Origin of the sequence: Rhizobium sp. NZLR8 (assembly GCF_019685025.1) — a bacterium.
Classification (GTDB): domain Bacteria; phylum Pseudomonadota; class Alphaproteobacteria; order Rhizobiales; family Rhizobiaceae; genus Rhizobium.
Genome location: NZ_JABDVY010000015.1, coordinates 93,699 through 109,094 on the forward strand (window position 1 = coordinate 93,699; position 15,396 = coordinate 109,094).

The following is a 15,396-nucleotide window of genomic DNA, read 5'->3' on the forward strand; positions in this document are numbered from 1 at the left end:
TCGGCGGCCGGATGGTTCCGTCGGCGATGGACTAAATGTCCGATCGCTGACGGGGGACGCCGGATGCAGGTCTATGCGGCGCGCTTCAGTGCATCGCCGAGGGTCGAAACGATCGTGTCGATCTGGTTTTTCTCGATGATGAGCGGTGGCGAGAGCGCGATGATGTCGCCGGTCACGCGGATCAGCAGGCCCTTGTTGAAGCAGTCGACGAAGATGTCGTAACCGCGGGTTCCCGGTGCCCCGTCACGGGGCGCCAGTTCGACCGCGCCCACCAGACCGAGATTGCGGATATCGACGACATGAGGCTGGCCTTTCAGCGAATGGAGGCCCTCCTGCCAGTATTCGGCAAGCTCGGATGCACGGGACAATAGCCCCTCCTCCTCATAGATTTCGAGGGTCGCGAGGCCGGCTGCGCAGGCGACCGGATGGCCGGAATAGGTATAGCCATGGAAGAGCTCGATCGCATTTTCCGGGCCGACCATCAGGCCGTCATAGATCTTGCGGCTGGCAAAGACCGCGCCCATCGGGATTGCACCGTTGGTGAGGCCCTTTGCCGTGGTGACGAGATCGGGCACGACGCCGAAATAATCGACCGCGAAAGGCGTGCCGAGGCGGCCGAAGCCGGTGATGACCTCGTCGAAGATCAGCAGGATGCCGTGCTTGTCGGCGGTTGCACGCAGCTTTTCCAGATAGCCCTTCGGCGGCAGGACCACGCCCGCCGATCCCGACATCGGCTCGACGATGACGGCGGCGATGGTTTCGGCGCCGTGCAGTTGCACCAGGCGTTCCAGATCGTCGGCCAGTTCCACGCCGTGGGCAGGAAGGCCCTTCGAAAACGCATTGCGCTCGACGTCGAGCGTATGGCGCATATGGTCGGCCGGTATCTGCGGAAAGACCCGCCGGTTGTTGACGAGGCCGCCGACGGAAATGCCGCCAAAGCCGACGCCGTGATATCCATTCTCGCGCCCGATGATCCGCGTACGCGTGCCCTGGCCGATCGCACGCTGGTAGGCGATGGCGATCTTCAGCGCCGTATCGACCGATTCCGAACCAGAGCCTGTAAAGAAGACCCTGTCGAGCTTGGCTTCCGGGCCGCCTGGCGCGTTCGCAGCCAGCTTCGCGGCGAAGTCGAAGGCGATCGGATGGCCCATCTGGAAGGTCGGGGCATAGTCGAGCGTCGCAAGCTGCCGCTCGACCGCCTGGGAGATCTTCCTGCGGCCGTGGCCGGCATTGCAGCACCAGAGCCCGGCGGTGCCGTCAAGCACCTGATTTCCATCGACATCGGTGTAATACATGCCCTCCGCGGCCGCCAGAAGGCGCGGCGTCGCCTTGAATTGCCGGTTCGCGGTGAACGGCATCCAGAAATTATCGAGTACGGGCGCGTTGGTTTTGCTGATCTGGTCCATGCTGGCCTCCTGTGATTGCCGCCGAGCATGGCAATTTCTTCTTGTCAAACAAGTCCTTTTCTCAGTCGGCACAAGTCATTGAAATTAAATAGACGAGAAGGTAGTCTTTTCGATATTCTGGACAACATAAACGGACCGCACCATGTCAGTCGATATCGGCAACCGCCTTCGCCATCTCCGTATCGCCCGCAAGCTTTCGCAGCGTGAACTTGCCAAGCGTACGGGAGTGCCGAATTCGACGATTTCGCTGATAGAATCGAACGCCTCCAACCCCTCGGTCGGGGCTTTGAAGAGAATTCTGGACGGGATCCCGATCGGTCTGGCGGAATTCTTCGCCTTTGAGCCTGAGCGTCCAAGGAAGGCCTTCTATGCGGCCGAGGAACTGGTTGAGATCGGCAAGGGCGCCATCTCCTACAGGCAGGTTGGGGAGAACTTGTTCGGGCGCAGCCTGCAAATGCTCAAGGAATGCTACCAGCCAGGGGCCGACACCGGAAAGATTCCGCTTGTCCACGAGGGAGAGGAGGGCGGGATCGTACTCTCGGGAAGGCTTGAGGTGACCGTCGACGACGAGCGGCGTATCCTCGGGCCGGGCGATGCCTATTATTTCGAGAGCCGGCGACCGCATCGGTTCCGCTGTGTCGGGCCTGTACCTTGCGACGTCATCAGCGCCTGCACGCCACCAACTTTTTAGAACAGGATGTCGTCCGAAAACCGCTTAAACCTTTCGGCATCATGCTCTAGCCTTTGCCCTCGATGCGGGCGAGCACCCCGTCGAGTGCTGCGGTAAGTGCGGCAACGCCGCCCTTCTTGTCGAAGTCGGAAAGAACCTGCTCGTTCAGTCCTCCCCTGGTGGCGAATTCGCGGCTCAGCGCACTGAACGGCTCGGCGCCGGCTCCGCTCGCCTTCTGCGCCAGGCCTGCGAAGAGCGGGGCTATGTAGGCCTGTCCCTTCGCCCTTTCGAGCCCGCTTTTTTCCAGCCAGCCGGCAACCGATTCCATGATGCCGAAGTAGGTCGACATGACGGCGCTTGCGGCTGCGAGGAGATCATATTCCTTCCTGGACTGGCATTGGACGGCCGTTCCGAGCGTGTCAAACAGCGCCGCAACCGTGGCATCCGGGGGATAGACGGCGGTCACACCTTGCCGGTGTGCGACGAAGGGCAGGGGTATCGCCTGCAGGAGGCTGACATCGGCGCCGATCCATTCGAGCAGGGCTTGGCGCTCCGTCGCCGCGACGAGGCTGACGACCATCTGGCCATTCCTGAACGAAAGTTCCCGCACGACCTCCTCGGCGATCTGCGGCCGTATCGCCAGAAACACCATGTCGCTGCGCGCGACGACATCCTGATTGTCGCGGGCGATCGTCACGGCGGCGAATTCGGCCGCCAGGCCCTCGGCGATATGGGCGCTTCGTGGCGAAACGTGAATCTCGGCGGCATAGGCCGGTTCGGCCAGTAGCCCACGAACCATCGCTTCGGTGATGGCGCCGGTGCCGACAAATCCGATTCTGTCGATCTTCATCTAATTACTCCGCAGCCCGCAACGGTCCCAGCGCGACATCCGTGGTGTAGTTCTCGCGCATGAAGTTGATGAAATTGTCCTGGAACTGGCGTGTATGGGCGTGAGCGAGCTCATCGGCGAGATCGACGTTCTTGTCCTTGATGGCATCGAGCATCAGCGAGTGCTCGTCGGTCAAGAGATAGCCCTCATGGGTCCGCTCCAGATATTCGAAATGCAGGTGGAGCATGCGCTGTCCCTGCGACAGCAGCTTCTCGTAGAACGAGGCGAGATACTGATTTTTTCCGGCATGGGCGATGGCCATGTGGAACTCCTTGTTGGCTTCCGACATGGCCAGGTGATTGCCGGTTTTGACTGCCGCCTCGAAGGTTTTCAGCCGCTTGGTGATGGTCTTCAGGTCGGTTTCCGTCCTGAGTGCGGCGGCAAGCCGCGTATTCATGCGCTGCGCGATATCGAGCGCCTCCACATATTTGGGAAAGGTCGCCACTTCGATCGGCGCAACAATCGTGCTGCGGTTGGAAAGCGTCACGACCAGTTCGTCGCCGCCGAGCCGGATCAGGGCTTCGCGCACCGGCGAGCGCGACATGTCGAAGCGTTCGGCGAGCGTCATCTCGTCGAGGAGCTGACCGGGCGGCAGAGCGAGCGACAGGATCTCGTTGCGGAGCGTCTCGTAGACGCTCTTCCAGCCAGTCCCACGGATTCGTTTCACTTCCGATTCATCAGACACTCAAGTCCCTTTCTCCAAACGCAGGTCCCATTGGGCCAGAAAATCAGCGTGTCGGCAATGGAATTTTTCCGCTTGACTTTGTCGACACGCTGTTGACATATTATTCACAGTCGACACGAAGCCGACAAGAAAATAAGAGAAACGGCTGCAGCCGACGAGTGGAACCGCGCGCTTCGCGCACAGCAAAAGAGGAATGCCCGATGCTTTCGAAACTGATGACGTCCGCCTTGCGGGCGCTGCCCGCGCTCGCCCTGATGGGCGGTCTTTGCGCAACCGCCGCACATGCTGAGACCGCCGAAGGATATTGGCAGGGCGTGCAGAAGGCGGGTGTGCTGCGCTGCGGCGCGGCAGTGGCGCCGCCCTATGTCATGCGCGATCCGGCAACCGGCGAATATTCCGGCTTCTTTGCCGATCTCTGCAAGGAATTTGCCGACGTCCTTAAGGTGAAGCCTGAATTCGTCGATACGACCTGGGACAACATCGTTGCCGGCCTGCAGGCGGGCAAATGGGATCTGTCACTGGCGCTCAACCGGACCTCGGCGCGTGCCATGGCTGTGCAGTTTTCGATCCCGGCGATGGAGTACCAGATCTCGCTCGCCTATAACAAAAACAATCCGAAAATTCCGGCCGGCGCCGCCTCGGTGGCCGATATCGACAAGGCGGGCGTGACGCTCGCGGTCATGTCCGGCACGGCGCAGGACAAAGCCATCTCCGCGGCGGTGAAGAATGCCACGGTCATGCGTCTTCCCGGCAACGACGAAACCCGCCTGGCAGTGAGCTCGAAGCGCGCCGATATCCTGGTCGACGCTTCCGACACCAACCAGCTCTTCACGCAATCGAACCCGGATTGGGCGCTGGCGCTCAACCCGACGCCGGCACTCGCCAAGCAGGGCGTTGCTTTCGGCCTGCCGCATCAGCTTTCGGCCGCCGACGTCGAAGTGATCAATATCTTCCTCGAAGAGAGGGTCGCCACCGGCCATGTCGATGAACTGATCCGCAAGGCGGTCGACGACGTGCTCAAGGGCGCAAAGTAACCTCGCCGGGCCGGTGCGAAGATCGCGCCGGCCCTTCCAGCTTCGATCATCGGAGATTGGCCATGACCACGTCTTTCAGCCTTCCCCTCGTGAAAATGCAGGCGCTCCACAAAAGCTATGGAAACGGAGCCATTCAGGTGCTGAAAGGCATCGACATCGAAATGAAGCCCGGCGAACGTGTCGTCGTCATCGGGCCCAGCGGCGGCGGCAAAAGCACGCTGCTGCGCGTGATGATGGGGCTGGAGCAGATCGACAGCGGGTCAGTCAGCTTCGATGGGAGTGCATATATTTCATCCGATAGCGCAGGCCGGAAGACCCAGATCGACACCGATGTCCGCCGTTCGATCGGCATGGTGTTCCAGCACTACACGCTGTTTCCGCATCTGAACGTCATTCAGAACCTGATTCTTGCTCCCTGCAAGGTGCGCGGAGAAGCCAAGGCGAAGGCCACGGCCCGCGCGCAGGCGCTGCTCGAGCGGTTCGGGCTCGCAGCCAAATCCAATGCCTATCCGGCCCAGCTTTCCGGTGGCCAGAAACAGCGCGTCGCTATTGCCCGCGCGCTCATGCTCGACCCGAAACTGATGCTTTTCGACGAAGTCACGTCGGCTCTCGACCCGGAGCTCGTCAGCGAGGTGGAGCAGGTCATCCTGCAACTCGCCGCCCAGAACATGCCGATGATGATCGTGACCCACGACATGTGGTTCGCCAAGAACATCGCCTCGCGCGTCATCTTCTGCGCCGGCGGCGTGGTCGTCGAGGACGGCCCTCCCGAGCAGGTGCTCGCCGCCCCGCGCGAGGAGCGTACGAAGGAATTCATCGACCGCGTTTTCCATATTAAGCAGTAGGCCCATCAAGAAGTAGGCCCATCAAGAAGTAGGGAGGCACAAGTGAACTACACGTTCGACTTCAACGCAGTCTCCATCGCTCCGCTTCTGCAGGGGCTGTGGGTTTCACTGCAATTGACGGCCGCGGCAAACGTCATCGGCATCGTTCTGGGCTTCGGACTGGCCCTGCTGATCATGAGCCCGATCAAGGTCGTGCGGCTGCCGTTCATGCTTTTCGTCGAATTCTTCCGCTGCACGCCGGCCATCGTTCAGATCGTCTGGATATTCTACTGCGTACCGATGCTGTTCGACGTCTTCCTCGATCCGATGACGATGGGCATCATGGCGCTCGGTCTCAACCTGATGGCGTTCAACGCCGAGGCCTACCGGGCATCCATCCAGGCGGTTCCGCGCGAGCAGCTCGACGCCGGCATCGCGCTCGGTCTCAATCCGGCGCAACGGGTGCTTTACATCGTGTTTCCGACGGCGTTCCGCGCCTCGATCCCGGTGCTTTTGACCAACGGCATCGTCATCTTCCAGCAGAGCGCGCTGGTCGCGATCGTGGCGATCCAGGACCTGATGTACCAGGGCAAAACGCTGGCGACGGAGACTTATCGTCCGATTGAGACCTTCACCGTCGTCGCCCTCATCTATTTCACTGTCTCCTTCCCGATAACCCAGATCGTCGGCCTGCTCGAACGCCGCCGCCAGATCCTCGTCAGCTAGGAGGCCAGAATGACACTCGACTTCTCGATCCTGCTGCGCTTCGAAAACGCACTCCTGCTCGGCCTATGGATGACGATCAAGCTCACGGTCATCTGCGTCGTGCTCGGATGCTCCCTCGGCTTCCTCGTCGGCCTTGCCCGAACGTCGCGCAACCTCGTACTTCGCGCGGTCTCGAGCCTGTACGTCGAATTCTTCCGCGGCACGCCGGTCCTCATCCAGCTCTTCTGGATATTTTTCTGCCTGCCGCTCATCCTCGGCGTCGAGCTTTCGAACTTGGTATCGGGCGTCATCGCGCTCACGCTCTACATGGGAGCGATTGCCAGCGAAACCTTCCGGGCCAGCCTCAAGTCCATCGGCCGGGAACAGCTGGACGCCTGCGTCGCTCTCGGCCTGCCGCGCAGGGCCCAGGTCCTGAACGTCGTGCTACCCCAAGCGGTGCTGCGGGCAATTCCGACGCTGCTGTCGAACTGCGTCAGCCTTTTCAAGGAGAGCGCGCTCGTCTCGGCGGTGGGGATGGCCGATCTGATGTTCGTCGGCCAGAACATCTCCAACAACACCGCCCGTCCCGTCGAGGTGCTGACGATCGTCGCCCTGATCTACTTCATCATCGCCTTCCCACTCACGCGGGCCGTCTCCCTCATCGAGGGACGCATTCTCAAGAAGCTCGCAATCTAACAATGTCGTTCCCAGACAGGAGAATCCCATGAAACTTTCCGGCGTCATGCCCGCGCTCATCACTCCCTTCGACGCGTACAACAAGATCGACTTCAAGGCATTCGAAAAGCTCCTGGCACATCTGCGTGAGGCAGGCGTCACCGGTTGGGTTCCAAACGGGTCGACCGGCGAGTATTTCAGCCAATCCAAGGAAGAGCGCCGTGACGTGCTGCAGTTCGTCAAGGAATTTGCCAAACCGGGCGAAATTCTGATCGCCGGCACCAACGCGCCCGCCACCCGCGAGGTGATCGAGCAGACGGCGATGGCCAAGGATATCGGCTATGACACGGTGCTGCTGGCGCCGCCATTTTATACCCGTCCGACCCAGGCAGAGCTCATCAAGCACTACGAAGCCGTGCTCCGTGCCGTCGATGTGAGCCTCGTCCTTTATTCCTATCCGGCCAAGGATGGCTCGGACATCAGTTTCGAGCTGATGGATCATTTTGCCGATAATGCGCATGTGATCGGGATCAAGGAAAGCTCTGGGGTATTGCAGCGCGCGATCGACATCGCCAGTCGCTATGAGGGCAAGATCCAGCTCGTCAGCGGCTCCGACGATATCGCGCTCGATTTCATGTTCTGGGGCGCGGAAAGCTGGATCTGCGGTCCGTCCAACTGCATGGCCAAGGCCTGCTGCGATCTCGACCGCACGTTCAGATCCGGCGATCTGGACAAGGCGCGCCAGCAGATGAAAACGCTCTACCGGGCGATGAATATTCTCGAGAGCGGCAAGTTCGTGCAGAAGATCAAGTACGGCTGCGAGCTTCAGGGCTTGCCCGTGGGTGCGTGCCGCGCACCACTCGGCGAACTGACGGTGGAGGAAAAGGCCGAGTTCAAGGCGGCGATGCAACCGATCCTCAACTGGTAATAAGAACAGGTCGGGGTGGCCGAGCCGCCCCGAGGATCTCTGAATTTGCGAGGTTCACCGTGTCATCCATTGTGGTCGTCGGCGCCGGCATTATCGGCGCCACCATCGCCTATGAACTGCAGCGCCGGGGAAACAACGTCACCTTGCTCGACAAGGCGGCGCCGGGTCGAGGCGCCTCCTATGGCAATATGGCGAGCATCGCCGTCACCGAATTCATGCCGGCCTCGCGCCCCGGCATCTGGGCGCAGATGCCCAAATGGCTGCTCGATCCGGAAGGTCCTGTGCGCATCCGGCCCGGCTATCTGCCGAAACTGGTGCCCTGGTTCCTCATGTTCCTCGCTGCGAGCCGTCCCTCGAAGCTGAGGGAATTGGAGGCGGCCGGCGCCGTGCTCTGCCGGCGCGTCCACGAAGATCTGGACGTGTTGCTGAAGGAGACGGGCCTCACGCACATGCTGACGGCCGAGGGGTGCCTCAGCCTCTATGCCGACGAGGCCGAGTTCCAGACGGACCGGGAACATATCGATATCCTGGAGCGCTTCGGCTTCCGGCACGAAATCCTTGGCGGCAATGCCATCCGCGATCTCGAGCCGGCTTTGACGACCACGATCGGCAAGGCGGTCCTTTTTCCCGACAACCGGTCGATCACCGATCCGTACAAGCTCGTCACCGCGCTGACTGAAAAATTCCAGGCGCTCGGCGGCAGGATCGTTCAGGGTGATGTCGTCGATTTCGAGCAAAACGAGGCCGGCGTTTCCGCGGTCCACCTGGCAGATGGGCAGATCTTTGCCGCGAACGCGGTGGTGCTTGCGGCCGGCGCCTTCACTGCCCGGCTTTCCGCGCTGCTGCGGGAACATATCCCGCTCGAAACCGAACGCGGCTATCACACGCAGATCATGGAGCCTGGTATTTCGATGCGCCATTCGATCATCTGGCCGGCGCGCGCTTTCATGGTTACGCCGACGGCAGGCGGCATCCGCGTCGGCGGTACGGTCGAAATGGCCGGCCTCGATGCTCCGCCGGATTATCGGCGTGCAAAGATCCTGGTGAAGCGAGCCCAAGAGGCGCTGCCTGAGCTGAAGGCGGTGGAGACGACGGAATGGATGGGGCATCGCCCGGCGCTGCCCGACACCGTGCCGGTCATGGGGCCGTCCGCCAAGCGCCGCAACGTCTGGTACGCCACCGGCCATGGACATCTCGGTCTCACCTATGCAGCCACGACCGGCCGCCTGATGGCCGATCTTGTTACGGGCGCGCAGCCGCCCGTGGACATGAGACCCTACCGTATCGACCGCTTCTAGGGCGGTTGACACCTACGAAAGCAAGGGAGTGAACATGCGAAGCGAACTCTATATCGACGGACAGTGGGTGAAGCCGATCAAGGGTGGTACCTGCACGGTGACCAACCCTGCAACGGAAGAGGTGATCCAGACGATCGGCGCCGCAACGGCCGAGGACGTCGATCTTGCCGTCAAGGCAGCTCGCCGAGCCTTCGACAAGGACGGCTGGCCGAAGCTGACGGGTGCCCAGCGCGCGCGGTATCTCCGCGCGATCGCCGATGGCATCCGTGCCCATCAGGCCGAGATCGCACACCTCGAAGTTCTCGATAATGGCAAGCCGTTCCCCGAGGCCGATTGGGACGTTGCCGACGCGGCGGGCTGCTTCGATTTCTATGCGGGGCTCGCCGAACAGCTCGACAACAATCCCGAGGAGGCGATCGCGCTTCCCGATCAGCGCTTTACCTCCAAGGCGGTCCGCGAGCCGCTGGGCGTCGCCGGCGCGATCATTCCCTGGAACTATCCGCTGCTGATGGCGGCGTGGAAGGTTGCGCCGGCACTGGCCGCCGGCTGCACCATGGTGCTGAAGCCTGCCGAATTGACGTCGCTGACGGCGCTCGAACTGGCGGCGGTCGCCGACGAAGCCGGGTTGCCGCCGGGCGTGCTCAACATCGTTACGGGAGCGGGGTCGGTCGCCGGACAGGCGATCATCGATCACAAGGAGGTGGACAAGCTGGCCTTTACCGGCTCCGGGCCGGTCGGCTCGAAAATCATGGCGGCAGCCGCTCGCGACATCAAGCGCGTCAGCCTCGAACTCGGCGGAAAGTCGCCCTTCGTCGTCTTCGAGGACGCCGATATCGACAAGGCCGCCGAGTGGATCATGTTCGGCATCTTCTGGAACCAGGGCCAGGTCTGCTCCGCGACGTCTAGAGTCCTGGTGCAGGACACCGTCTACGAGCGGTTGCTTGCGCGTCTCATCGAGGAAACGACCAAGATCAAGATCGGCAACGGCCTGGACGCCGGCGTTCTGCTGGGGCCGCTGGTTTCCGAGCGCCAGCACGAGCAGGTCGTTGCGGCGATCGAAGCGGCCCGGCAGGCAGGCGCGACGGTTGCCTGTGGTGGAGCCCGTCCCGAAGGGTTCGACAGGGGCTACTATCTCCAGCCGACCGTTCTGACGGACGTTCCGCTCGACAGCGCCGCCTGGGTGGAGGAAATCTTCGGGCCCGTCGTCTGCATAAGGCCGTTCAAGACCGAGGAGGAGGCGATCGAGCTCGCCAATGATTCCCGCTTCGGCCTTGCAGCCGCGGTGATGTCGAAGGACGACATTCGGGCTGAGCGCGTCGCGGCCGCCTTCCGCGCCGGCATCGTCTGGATCAACTGCTCGCAGCCGACCTTCACCGAGGCGCCCTGGGGCGGCTACAAGGAATCCGGCATCGGCCGCGAACTCGGCCGCTGGGGTCTCGACAACTATCTCGAGACCAAGCAGATCACCCGCTTCGCCAGCGAAGATCCCTGGGGCTGGTACATCAAGCCGGAGGCGGCCGAATGAACTGGGACCGCAGCCTCGACTTGCTGCAGGTCCACTGCCAGGGTGAGATCGGCAAGGTCATCGTCTCAGGCGCGCCCGAGATACCGGGTGCGACGATGCTCGATAAAATGAACCATATCAACACGGTCAACGACAGCCTGCGCCGCTTCGTCACCTTCGAGCCGCGCGCCAATGTCGCCATGTCGGTGAACCTGCTGGTCGCGCCGACGCGCGCCGATGCCGACGCCGGCTTCATCGTGCTGCAGGCCGACCGCGCTCATCCGATGTCCGGCAGCAACTGCATCTGCGTGGTCACCGCCCTTCTCGAGAGCGGGCGGCTGCCGATGTCGGAGCCGGAGACGATCGTCCGCCTCGATACGCCGGCCGGTCTCATCGTCGCGCGTGCCATCTGCCGTGACAACAGATGCCTGTCCGTCAGTCTCGACAACGTGCCCAGCTTCGCGGAAGCGCTGGACCGGGAAGTGGAGACGCCGAAATGGGGGCGCATCAAGATCGATGTCGCTTTCGGCGGCGTCTATTATGCGCTGGTCGACGTCGACCAGCTCGGCCTCGATATTGCGCCTGTCAATGCCCGACTGCTGGCGGAAGCCGGTATCGAGCTCAAGGCGCTTCTGGCTGGCCAGGTCTCGGTCGCTCATCCCGTCCTGAGCGGCGTCGACGAGATCGCTTACGTGATGTTCCGCGGCCGTGAAGCCGATGGCGCGGTGAGGACCTGCACGACGCTGCAGCCGGGCCGCGTCGACCGCTCGCCCTGTGGAACCGGCAGTTCGGCGAACCTGGCAACGCTCTATGCCCGCGGCGAGGTCTCCGTTGGAGATGCGAGGACGTCGCGGTCGATCATCGGCGGCGAGTTCCTGGCAGAGGCGATCGGCGAAACCGAGGTGGGCGGCCGCCGCGCCGTGCTGCCGAGAATAACCGGCCAAGCATATATCTATGGCCGGGAACAGCTGCGTATCTCCGACGACGATCCCTTCGCCGCAGGATTTGCCCTGTCCGACACCTGGGGCCCCCGGGTCGACCTGCTCGGTTAGGAGTCACGATGTCCCACGTTCAATCCCTGGCCGGCCAGACGGTCCTCGTCACCGGAGCATCGGGCGGGATCGGCGCCGCCATCGTCGAGCGCCTGTCTGCCGAAGGCGCGCGCCCCGTCATCCATTACGGGCGTGACAAAGAGAGGGCGCAAGCCCTGCTCCGCAAGCTCGGTGGCAACGGCCTGATCGTCCAGGCCGACCTCTCCAGCCTGGACGGCGCCTTCGCGCTATGGCGCGACGCGCTCGCGGCGGCGGGGCGCATTCATGCCGTCGTCAACAATGCCGGCATCCGCAACGAGATTTCGATCGACGCCGATCCGTCCGATTGGCGGGCCGCCTGGCAGAAAGAATTTCAGGTGAATTTCTTCGCAGCGGCGGACCTCTGCAAGGAGGCCATCATGTATTTCAAACAACAGGGCGGCGGGCGGATCGTCAATATGGCCAGCCGCGCCGGACAGCGCGGTTACGCCGCCGACGCCATGCCCTACGGCGCGACCAAGGCCGCGCTCATCAATCTCACAAAATCGATCGCGCGCAGCTTCGGGCGCGATGGGGTCGTCGCCGTCTCCATTGCGCCGGGCTGGGTGCGCACCGACATGGCCGAAGAGTTCGTGGCGAAACACGGAAAGGACGCTGTTGTCGGCGACATCCCGATCGGCGAGATGGCAGAGACAGCCGAGATCGCCGAGCTGGTGGCGTTCCTGCTCCGCCCTTCGCAGGCGTCGGTCAATGGAGCGACCTTCGATGTCAACGGCGGCAGCTATATCAGGTAGGAGAGTGACATGAAGAGATTTTCGGGCAAGGTCGCGGTCGTGACAGGCGGCGGAGGCGGCATCGGGTCGGCCATCTCAAGGAGGCTCGCCGATGAAGGCGCTCTGGTGGTGGTGACGGATGCCAACGCCCAGGCCGCAGGCGAAGTCGCCGCGCTCATCGAGGCGGCAGGCGGATCGGCGACCGCCATTGCGGCCGACATCTCCCGCAAGCCGGAATGCGTCGAGTTGGTCGAGAAAGCCTTTGCCATCAAGGGGCGGCTCGACGTGCTGGTCAACAATGCCGGTATCAACCGGCGCGGCAACCTGCTCTCTCTGTCGGATGAAGATTGGCAGACGAGTTTCGCGGTCAATCTGGATTCGATGTTCCATCTCTGCCGCGCGGCCCTGCCGCATATGATCGCGGGCGGTGGCGGTGCGATCGTCAACACGGGCTCGCAATGGGGGCTCCATCCCGCGCCGAACCACATTGCCTATAACACGACGAAGGCGGCGGTCGCCGCCTTCACCCAGAATCTCGCCAGGGACTACGCGCCCGACAAAGTGCGGGTCAATGCCGTCTGTCCTGGCGAAATCCACACGCCGATGCTGGAGGGCGGCGTCACCCGCTCGGGCCGGACGATCGCCGATCTTGACAAGCTCGTTCCCTACGGTCGCATCGGCAGGCCGGAGGAGGTCGCGGCCCTCGTCGCATTCCTCGCCTCCGACGAGGCGGCATTCATGTGCGGCTCGCTCGTGGAAATTACCGGCGCACAAGCCGTGGCGTGAAAGTGCCGATCGGCTTTGCATCCGGATCGTTCCTCGAACATCTCCCCGAAAAAAGCCCCGCTGTGCGGCAGTTCATGATCGACGGGGACCCGTCAGGCGCCCGCAATCTTCACGATGGCTTCGAATACCGCGCGCGGCATTTTCAGCCCTTCCGACCCTGGCCTGGGATGTTCGATGCCGCTGACGCCAGGCACGAACACGCCGTGCTCTTGGAGGCGGGCTGCCTGGCGACGTGCACGTTCGACAAGGCCATCATCAGGGCGCCCGGGCATCATCGCCACGACCGTCAAGCCCACTGCGGGGCTGGCGCTCCCCTCTCTGAAAGACGGCGTGTCCAATGACCAGGGGCCGCCGGACAGGCCGGCCGACAGCATTTCCACCATCAGCGCCACATTGGCGCCCTTGCGCCCGCCGAAGGGAAGCAGGGCTCCGCCGAGCGCTTTTGCGGCATCGGAGGTGTTCATTCCCGCTTTGTCGACGGCCCATCCTTCCGGGATGCTGCGCCCCTCGGCTGCTGCTGCGACGATATTGACATAGGCGGTGGCGCTGGAGGCCTGATCGATGATGAGAGGCAGCGACCCTTCTCCAAGCGGAAAGCCGAAGGCCAGCGGGTTCGTGCTGTAGACAGCCGGGCCGCCTGCTTTGGCGACCACCATGGCATTGGCGTTGGTTGCGGCGATGCCGACAATCCCTTCGCCGGCGAGCCTGCGAACATAATAGCCGAGTTCTCCTGCCGTATAGCTGTTCGTCTGTGTGAAGACGGCGAGCCCGAAATTGCGCACCGCGGCCGTGAGATCGTCGAACGCAAGATCGAAACCGAGTTGGGCGATGCCCTGATCGGCATTGGCGACGAAGAAGGCGGGATAGGGACGCTCGCAGGTCGGCGCAGGATCGCAGTTGATGCGGCCCTCGCGGAAGCTGTCGAGGTAATCCACCATGTGCGGAAATCCGAGTGTCGAAGGCCCATAAAGCGCGGCGGACAAGGTGGCGCCCACAAGGGAGCGGGCGGTGGCTTCCCGAGCGCCGGCTGCCAGGCAGGCTCGCATCGCTAAAGCCTCGGCTTCCGCCTGATAGACTACGACCTCATCCGGCATCTCAAATCTCCGCTCTTTCAGGGCATCCGGTCCGATCGGTGCCGTGGCCCGACCGTCCTAGCAAAAGCAGGGGACCGCCAACAGCAAAATGTACAATAGTGTCTGCAAGACTAAAGCATGTCGCGCAAAAGTGTGCAGCGGTTTTGCGTCAACGACATGCGCAAAAACAAAGAGCTAAAGCGCAAGGAGCGAATATGAAAGATCGCGACGCGCTTTGATGCGTGAATTCGCCATTGGATTGAGACGCCGCCGGACTCGCTCGCCGTCCCGGCGGGGCAACATCCCTTCGCCTGGCGCCTTTCCATTGACGGGGCACCGATCCAAGGGTGTGGCCCGCTGGTCAAGCAGGCCGGTGCTACGAATTGCAGTGGCTGCCGGGATCTTGCGGGCATTGCCGATCTCAGGATGCCGCGACGACATATGCGAACGCAGCGTGGTCAGCAGAACGAGGGCGCGCCGCGGCGGCGGTCGTCCGTTACTCTTCTGACCCATGCCTCGTCACTTACGGTCTACTTGTAGGTGATCGTATCGCTGGTCCGCGGTCGATTGAAGAAATGCTGATCGAAGCTGTAGCCGTTCATTCCGGTAAAGCTTGAAAAGAACGCCGAGACGGGTGTCGTCAATTTGTATTGCACCCGCGTCAGTACGACCTGAACGCCTTGATCCTGGATTTGCGACGGGATTTCGATCGCGCTCGCGGTACCGGATTTGAGCGCGGTGGTGTTGAATGCGGCAGACCAGTTGACCGTCGCGCTGCCAGTCTTGCTGATATCGTTGACGGTGACCGTTATCGTGAGACCCGTCGTGTCATAGGGTTGGAGGATGAAGCTGGCGCCGGAAAGAAGCTTGGCGACGTCAGACGTCGTCCAGGTGTTCTGCTGCGAGATCATGTCGCCCGTTGTGGAGGCGATTTCGTCTATCTTGCGGCTGACCGTGAGCGCATGGCCGAGGTCGACAGTGCCGAACAGCAGCATCACCAGGAGCGGCAGCACGAGCGCGAATTCGACCCCCGAGGCGGCTCTGCGGTCGCGCGTAAGATGGAGGATGCGGGATAGGACGCATCGGAAAAAGGAGAGATTCCGCTTTATCATCAT

16 protein-coding genes are annotated in these 15,396 nt (G+C 62.4%); 11 read left to right on the forward strand and 5 right to left on the reverse strand.

Annotated features, from left to right (window positions below; translation table 11 throughout):
* Positions 1-71: 71 nt before the first annotated feature.
* Complete coding sequence (locus HJB89_RS26640) at positions 72-1,406, reverse strand: aspartate aminotransferase family protein (RefSeq protein WP_221150785.1); 1,335 nt, start codon at positions 1,404-1,406, stop codon at positions 72-74.
* A gap of 142 nt (positions 1,407-1,548) precedes the next feature.
* On the opposite strand from HJB89_RS26640, the gene HJB89_RS26645 reads away from it, so the two are divergent.
* The gene (locus HJB89_RS26645; protein WP_207584548.1) at positions 1,549-2,097 is read left to right on the forward strand and encodes a cupin domain-containing protein; all 549 of its coding nucleotides are present in this window, start codon (positions 1,549-1,551) and stop codon (positions 2,095-2,097) included.
* Positions 2,098-2,143: 46 nt separating this feature from the next.
* Here HJB89_RS26645 and HJB89_RS26650 read toward each other — a convergent pair whose 3' ends face one another.
* Positions 2,144-2,926, reverse strand: a complete 783-nt coding sequence (locus tag HJB89_RS26650; protein ID WP_221117206.1) for a pyrroline-5-carboxylate reductase — start codon at positions 2,924-2,926, stop codon at positions 2,144-2,146.
* Between the two features lie 4 nt (positions 2,927-2,930).
* Positions 2,931-3,650: a GntR family transcriptional regulator gene (locus HJB89_RS26655; protein WP_207584550.1), complete on the reverse strand. Its 720-nt coding sequence runs from the start codon at positions 3,648-3,650 to the stop codon at positions 2,931-2,933.
* A gap of 200 nt (positions 3,651-3,850) precedes the next feature.
* Between HJB89_RS26655 and HJB89_RS26660 the strand changes: the two genes are divergently transcribed.
* The 10 genes from HJB89_RS26660 to HJB89_RS26705 all read left to right on the forward strand — a co-directional run bounded on the left by HJB89_RS26660 (position 3,851) and on the right by HJB89_RS26705 (position 13,208).
* On the forward strand, positions 3,851-4,684 hold the full coding sequence (locus HJB89_RS26660) for an ABC transporter substrate-binding protein (protein ID WP_207584551.1): 834 nt from the start codon (positions 3,851-3,853) through the stop codon (positions 4,682-4,684).
* 62 nt (positions 4,685-4,746) lie between these two features.
* Positions 4,747-5,529 carry an amino acid ABC transporter ATP-binding protein gene (locus HJB89_RS26665; RefSeq protein WP_207584552.1) on the forward strand — a complete coding sequence of 261 codons (783 nt, stop codon included), beginning with the start codon at positions 4,747-4,749 and terminating at the stop codon, positions 5,527-5,529.
* A 42-nt stretch (positions 5,530-5,571) separates the two neighbouring features.
* A complete protein-coding gene (locus tag HJB89_RS26670; RefSeq protein WP_221150786.1) occupies positions 5,572-6,234 on the forward strand; it encodes an amino acid ABC transporter permease in 663 nt (220 codons plus the stop codon).
* A gap of 9 nt (positions 6,235-6,243) precedes the next feature.
* On the forward strand, positions 6,244-6,909 hold the full coding sequence (locus HJB89_RS26675; protein ID WP_207584554.1) for an amino acid ABC transporter permease: 666 nt from the start codon (positions 6,244-6,246) through the stop codon (positions 6,907-6,909).
* Positions 6,910-6,937: 28 nt separating this feature from the next.
* Complete coding sequence (locus HJB89_RS26680) at positions 6,938-7,816, forward strand: dihydrodipicolinate synthase family protein (protein ID WP_207584555.1); 879 nt, start codon at positions 6,938-6,940, stop codon at positions 7,814-7,816.
* 59 nt (positions 7,817-7,875) lie between these two features.
* Entirely contained in the window at positions 7,876-9,114 is a 1,239-nt protein-coding gene (locus HJB89_RS26685; RefSeq protein ID WP_221150787.1) for an FAD-binding oxidoreductase, read from the forward strand.
* Positions 9,115-9,148: 34 nt separating this feature from the next.
* Positions 9,149-10,639: an aldehyde dehydrogenase family protein gene (locus HJB89_RS26690; protein WP_221142241.1), complete on the forward strand. Its 1,491-nt coding sequence runs from the start codon at positions 9,149-9,151 to the stop codon at positions 10,637-10,639.
* On the forward strand, positions 10,636-11,670 hold the full coding sequence (locus HJB89_RS26695; protein WP_221117208.1) for a proline racemase family protein: 1,035 nt from the start codon (positions 10,636-10,638) through the stop codon (positions 11,668-11,670). Before HJB89_RS26690 ends, HJB89_RS26695 begins: the two co-directional genes overlap by 4 nt.
* A gap of 8 nt (positions 11,671-11,678) precedes the next feature.
* Positions 11,679-12,443, forward strand: coding sequence for an SDR family NAD(P)-dependent oxidoreductase (locus tag HJB89_RS26700; RefSeq protein WP_221142239.1), 765 nt, complete (start codon positions 11,679-11,681; stop codon positions 12,441-12,443).
* 9 nt (positions 12,444-12,452) lie between these two features.
* On the forward strand, positions 12,453-13,208 hold the full coding sequence (locus tag HJB89_RS26705; RefSeq protein WP_221150788.1) for an SDR family NAD(P)-dependent oxidoreductase: 756 nt from the start codon (positions 12,453-12,455) through the stop codon (positions 13,206-13,208).
* Between the two features lie 92 nt (positions 13,209-13,300).
* On the opposite strand, the gene HJB89_RS26710 is transcribed toward HJB89_RS26705, so the two are convergent.
* Both HJB89_RS26710 and HJB89_RS26715 read right to left on the reverse strand, forming a co-directional pair.
* Positions 13,301-14,302, reverse strand: coding sequence for an Ldh family oxidoreductase (locus tag HJB89_RS26710; RefSeq protein ID WP_221117211.1), 1,002 nt, complete (start codon positions 14,300-14,302; stop codon positions 13,301-13,303).
* A 509-nt stretch (positions 14,303-14,811) separates the two neighbouring features.
* Positions 14,812-15,396 (reverse strand): TadE/TadG family type IV pilus assembly protein, encoded by a 585-nt coding sequence (locus tag HJB89_RS26715; protein WP_207584562.1) that lies wholly within the window; start codon positions 15,394-15,396, stop codon positions 14,812-14,814.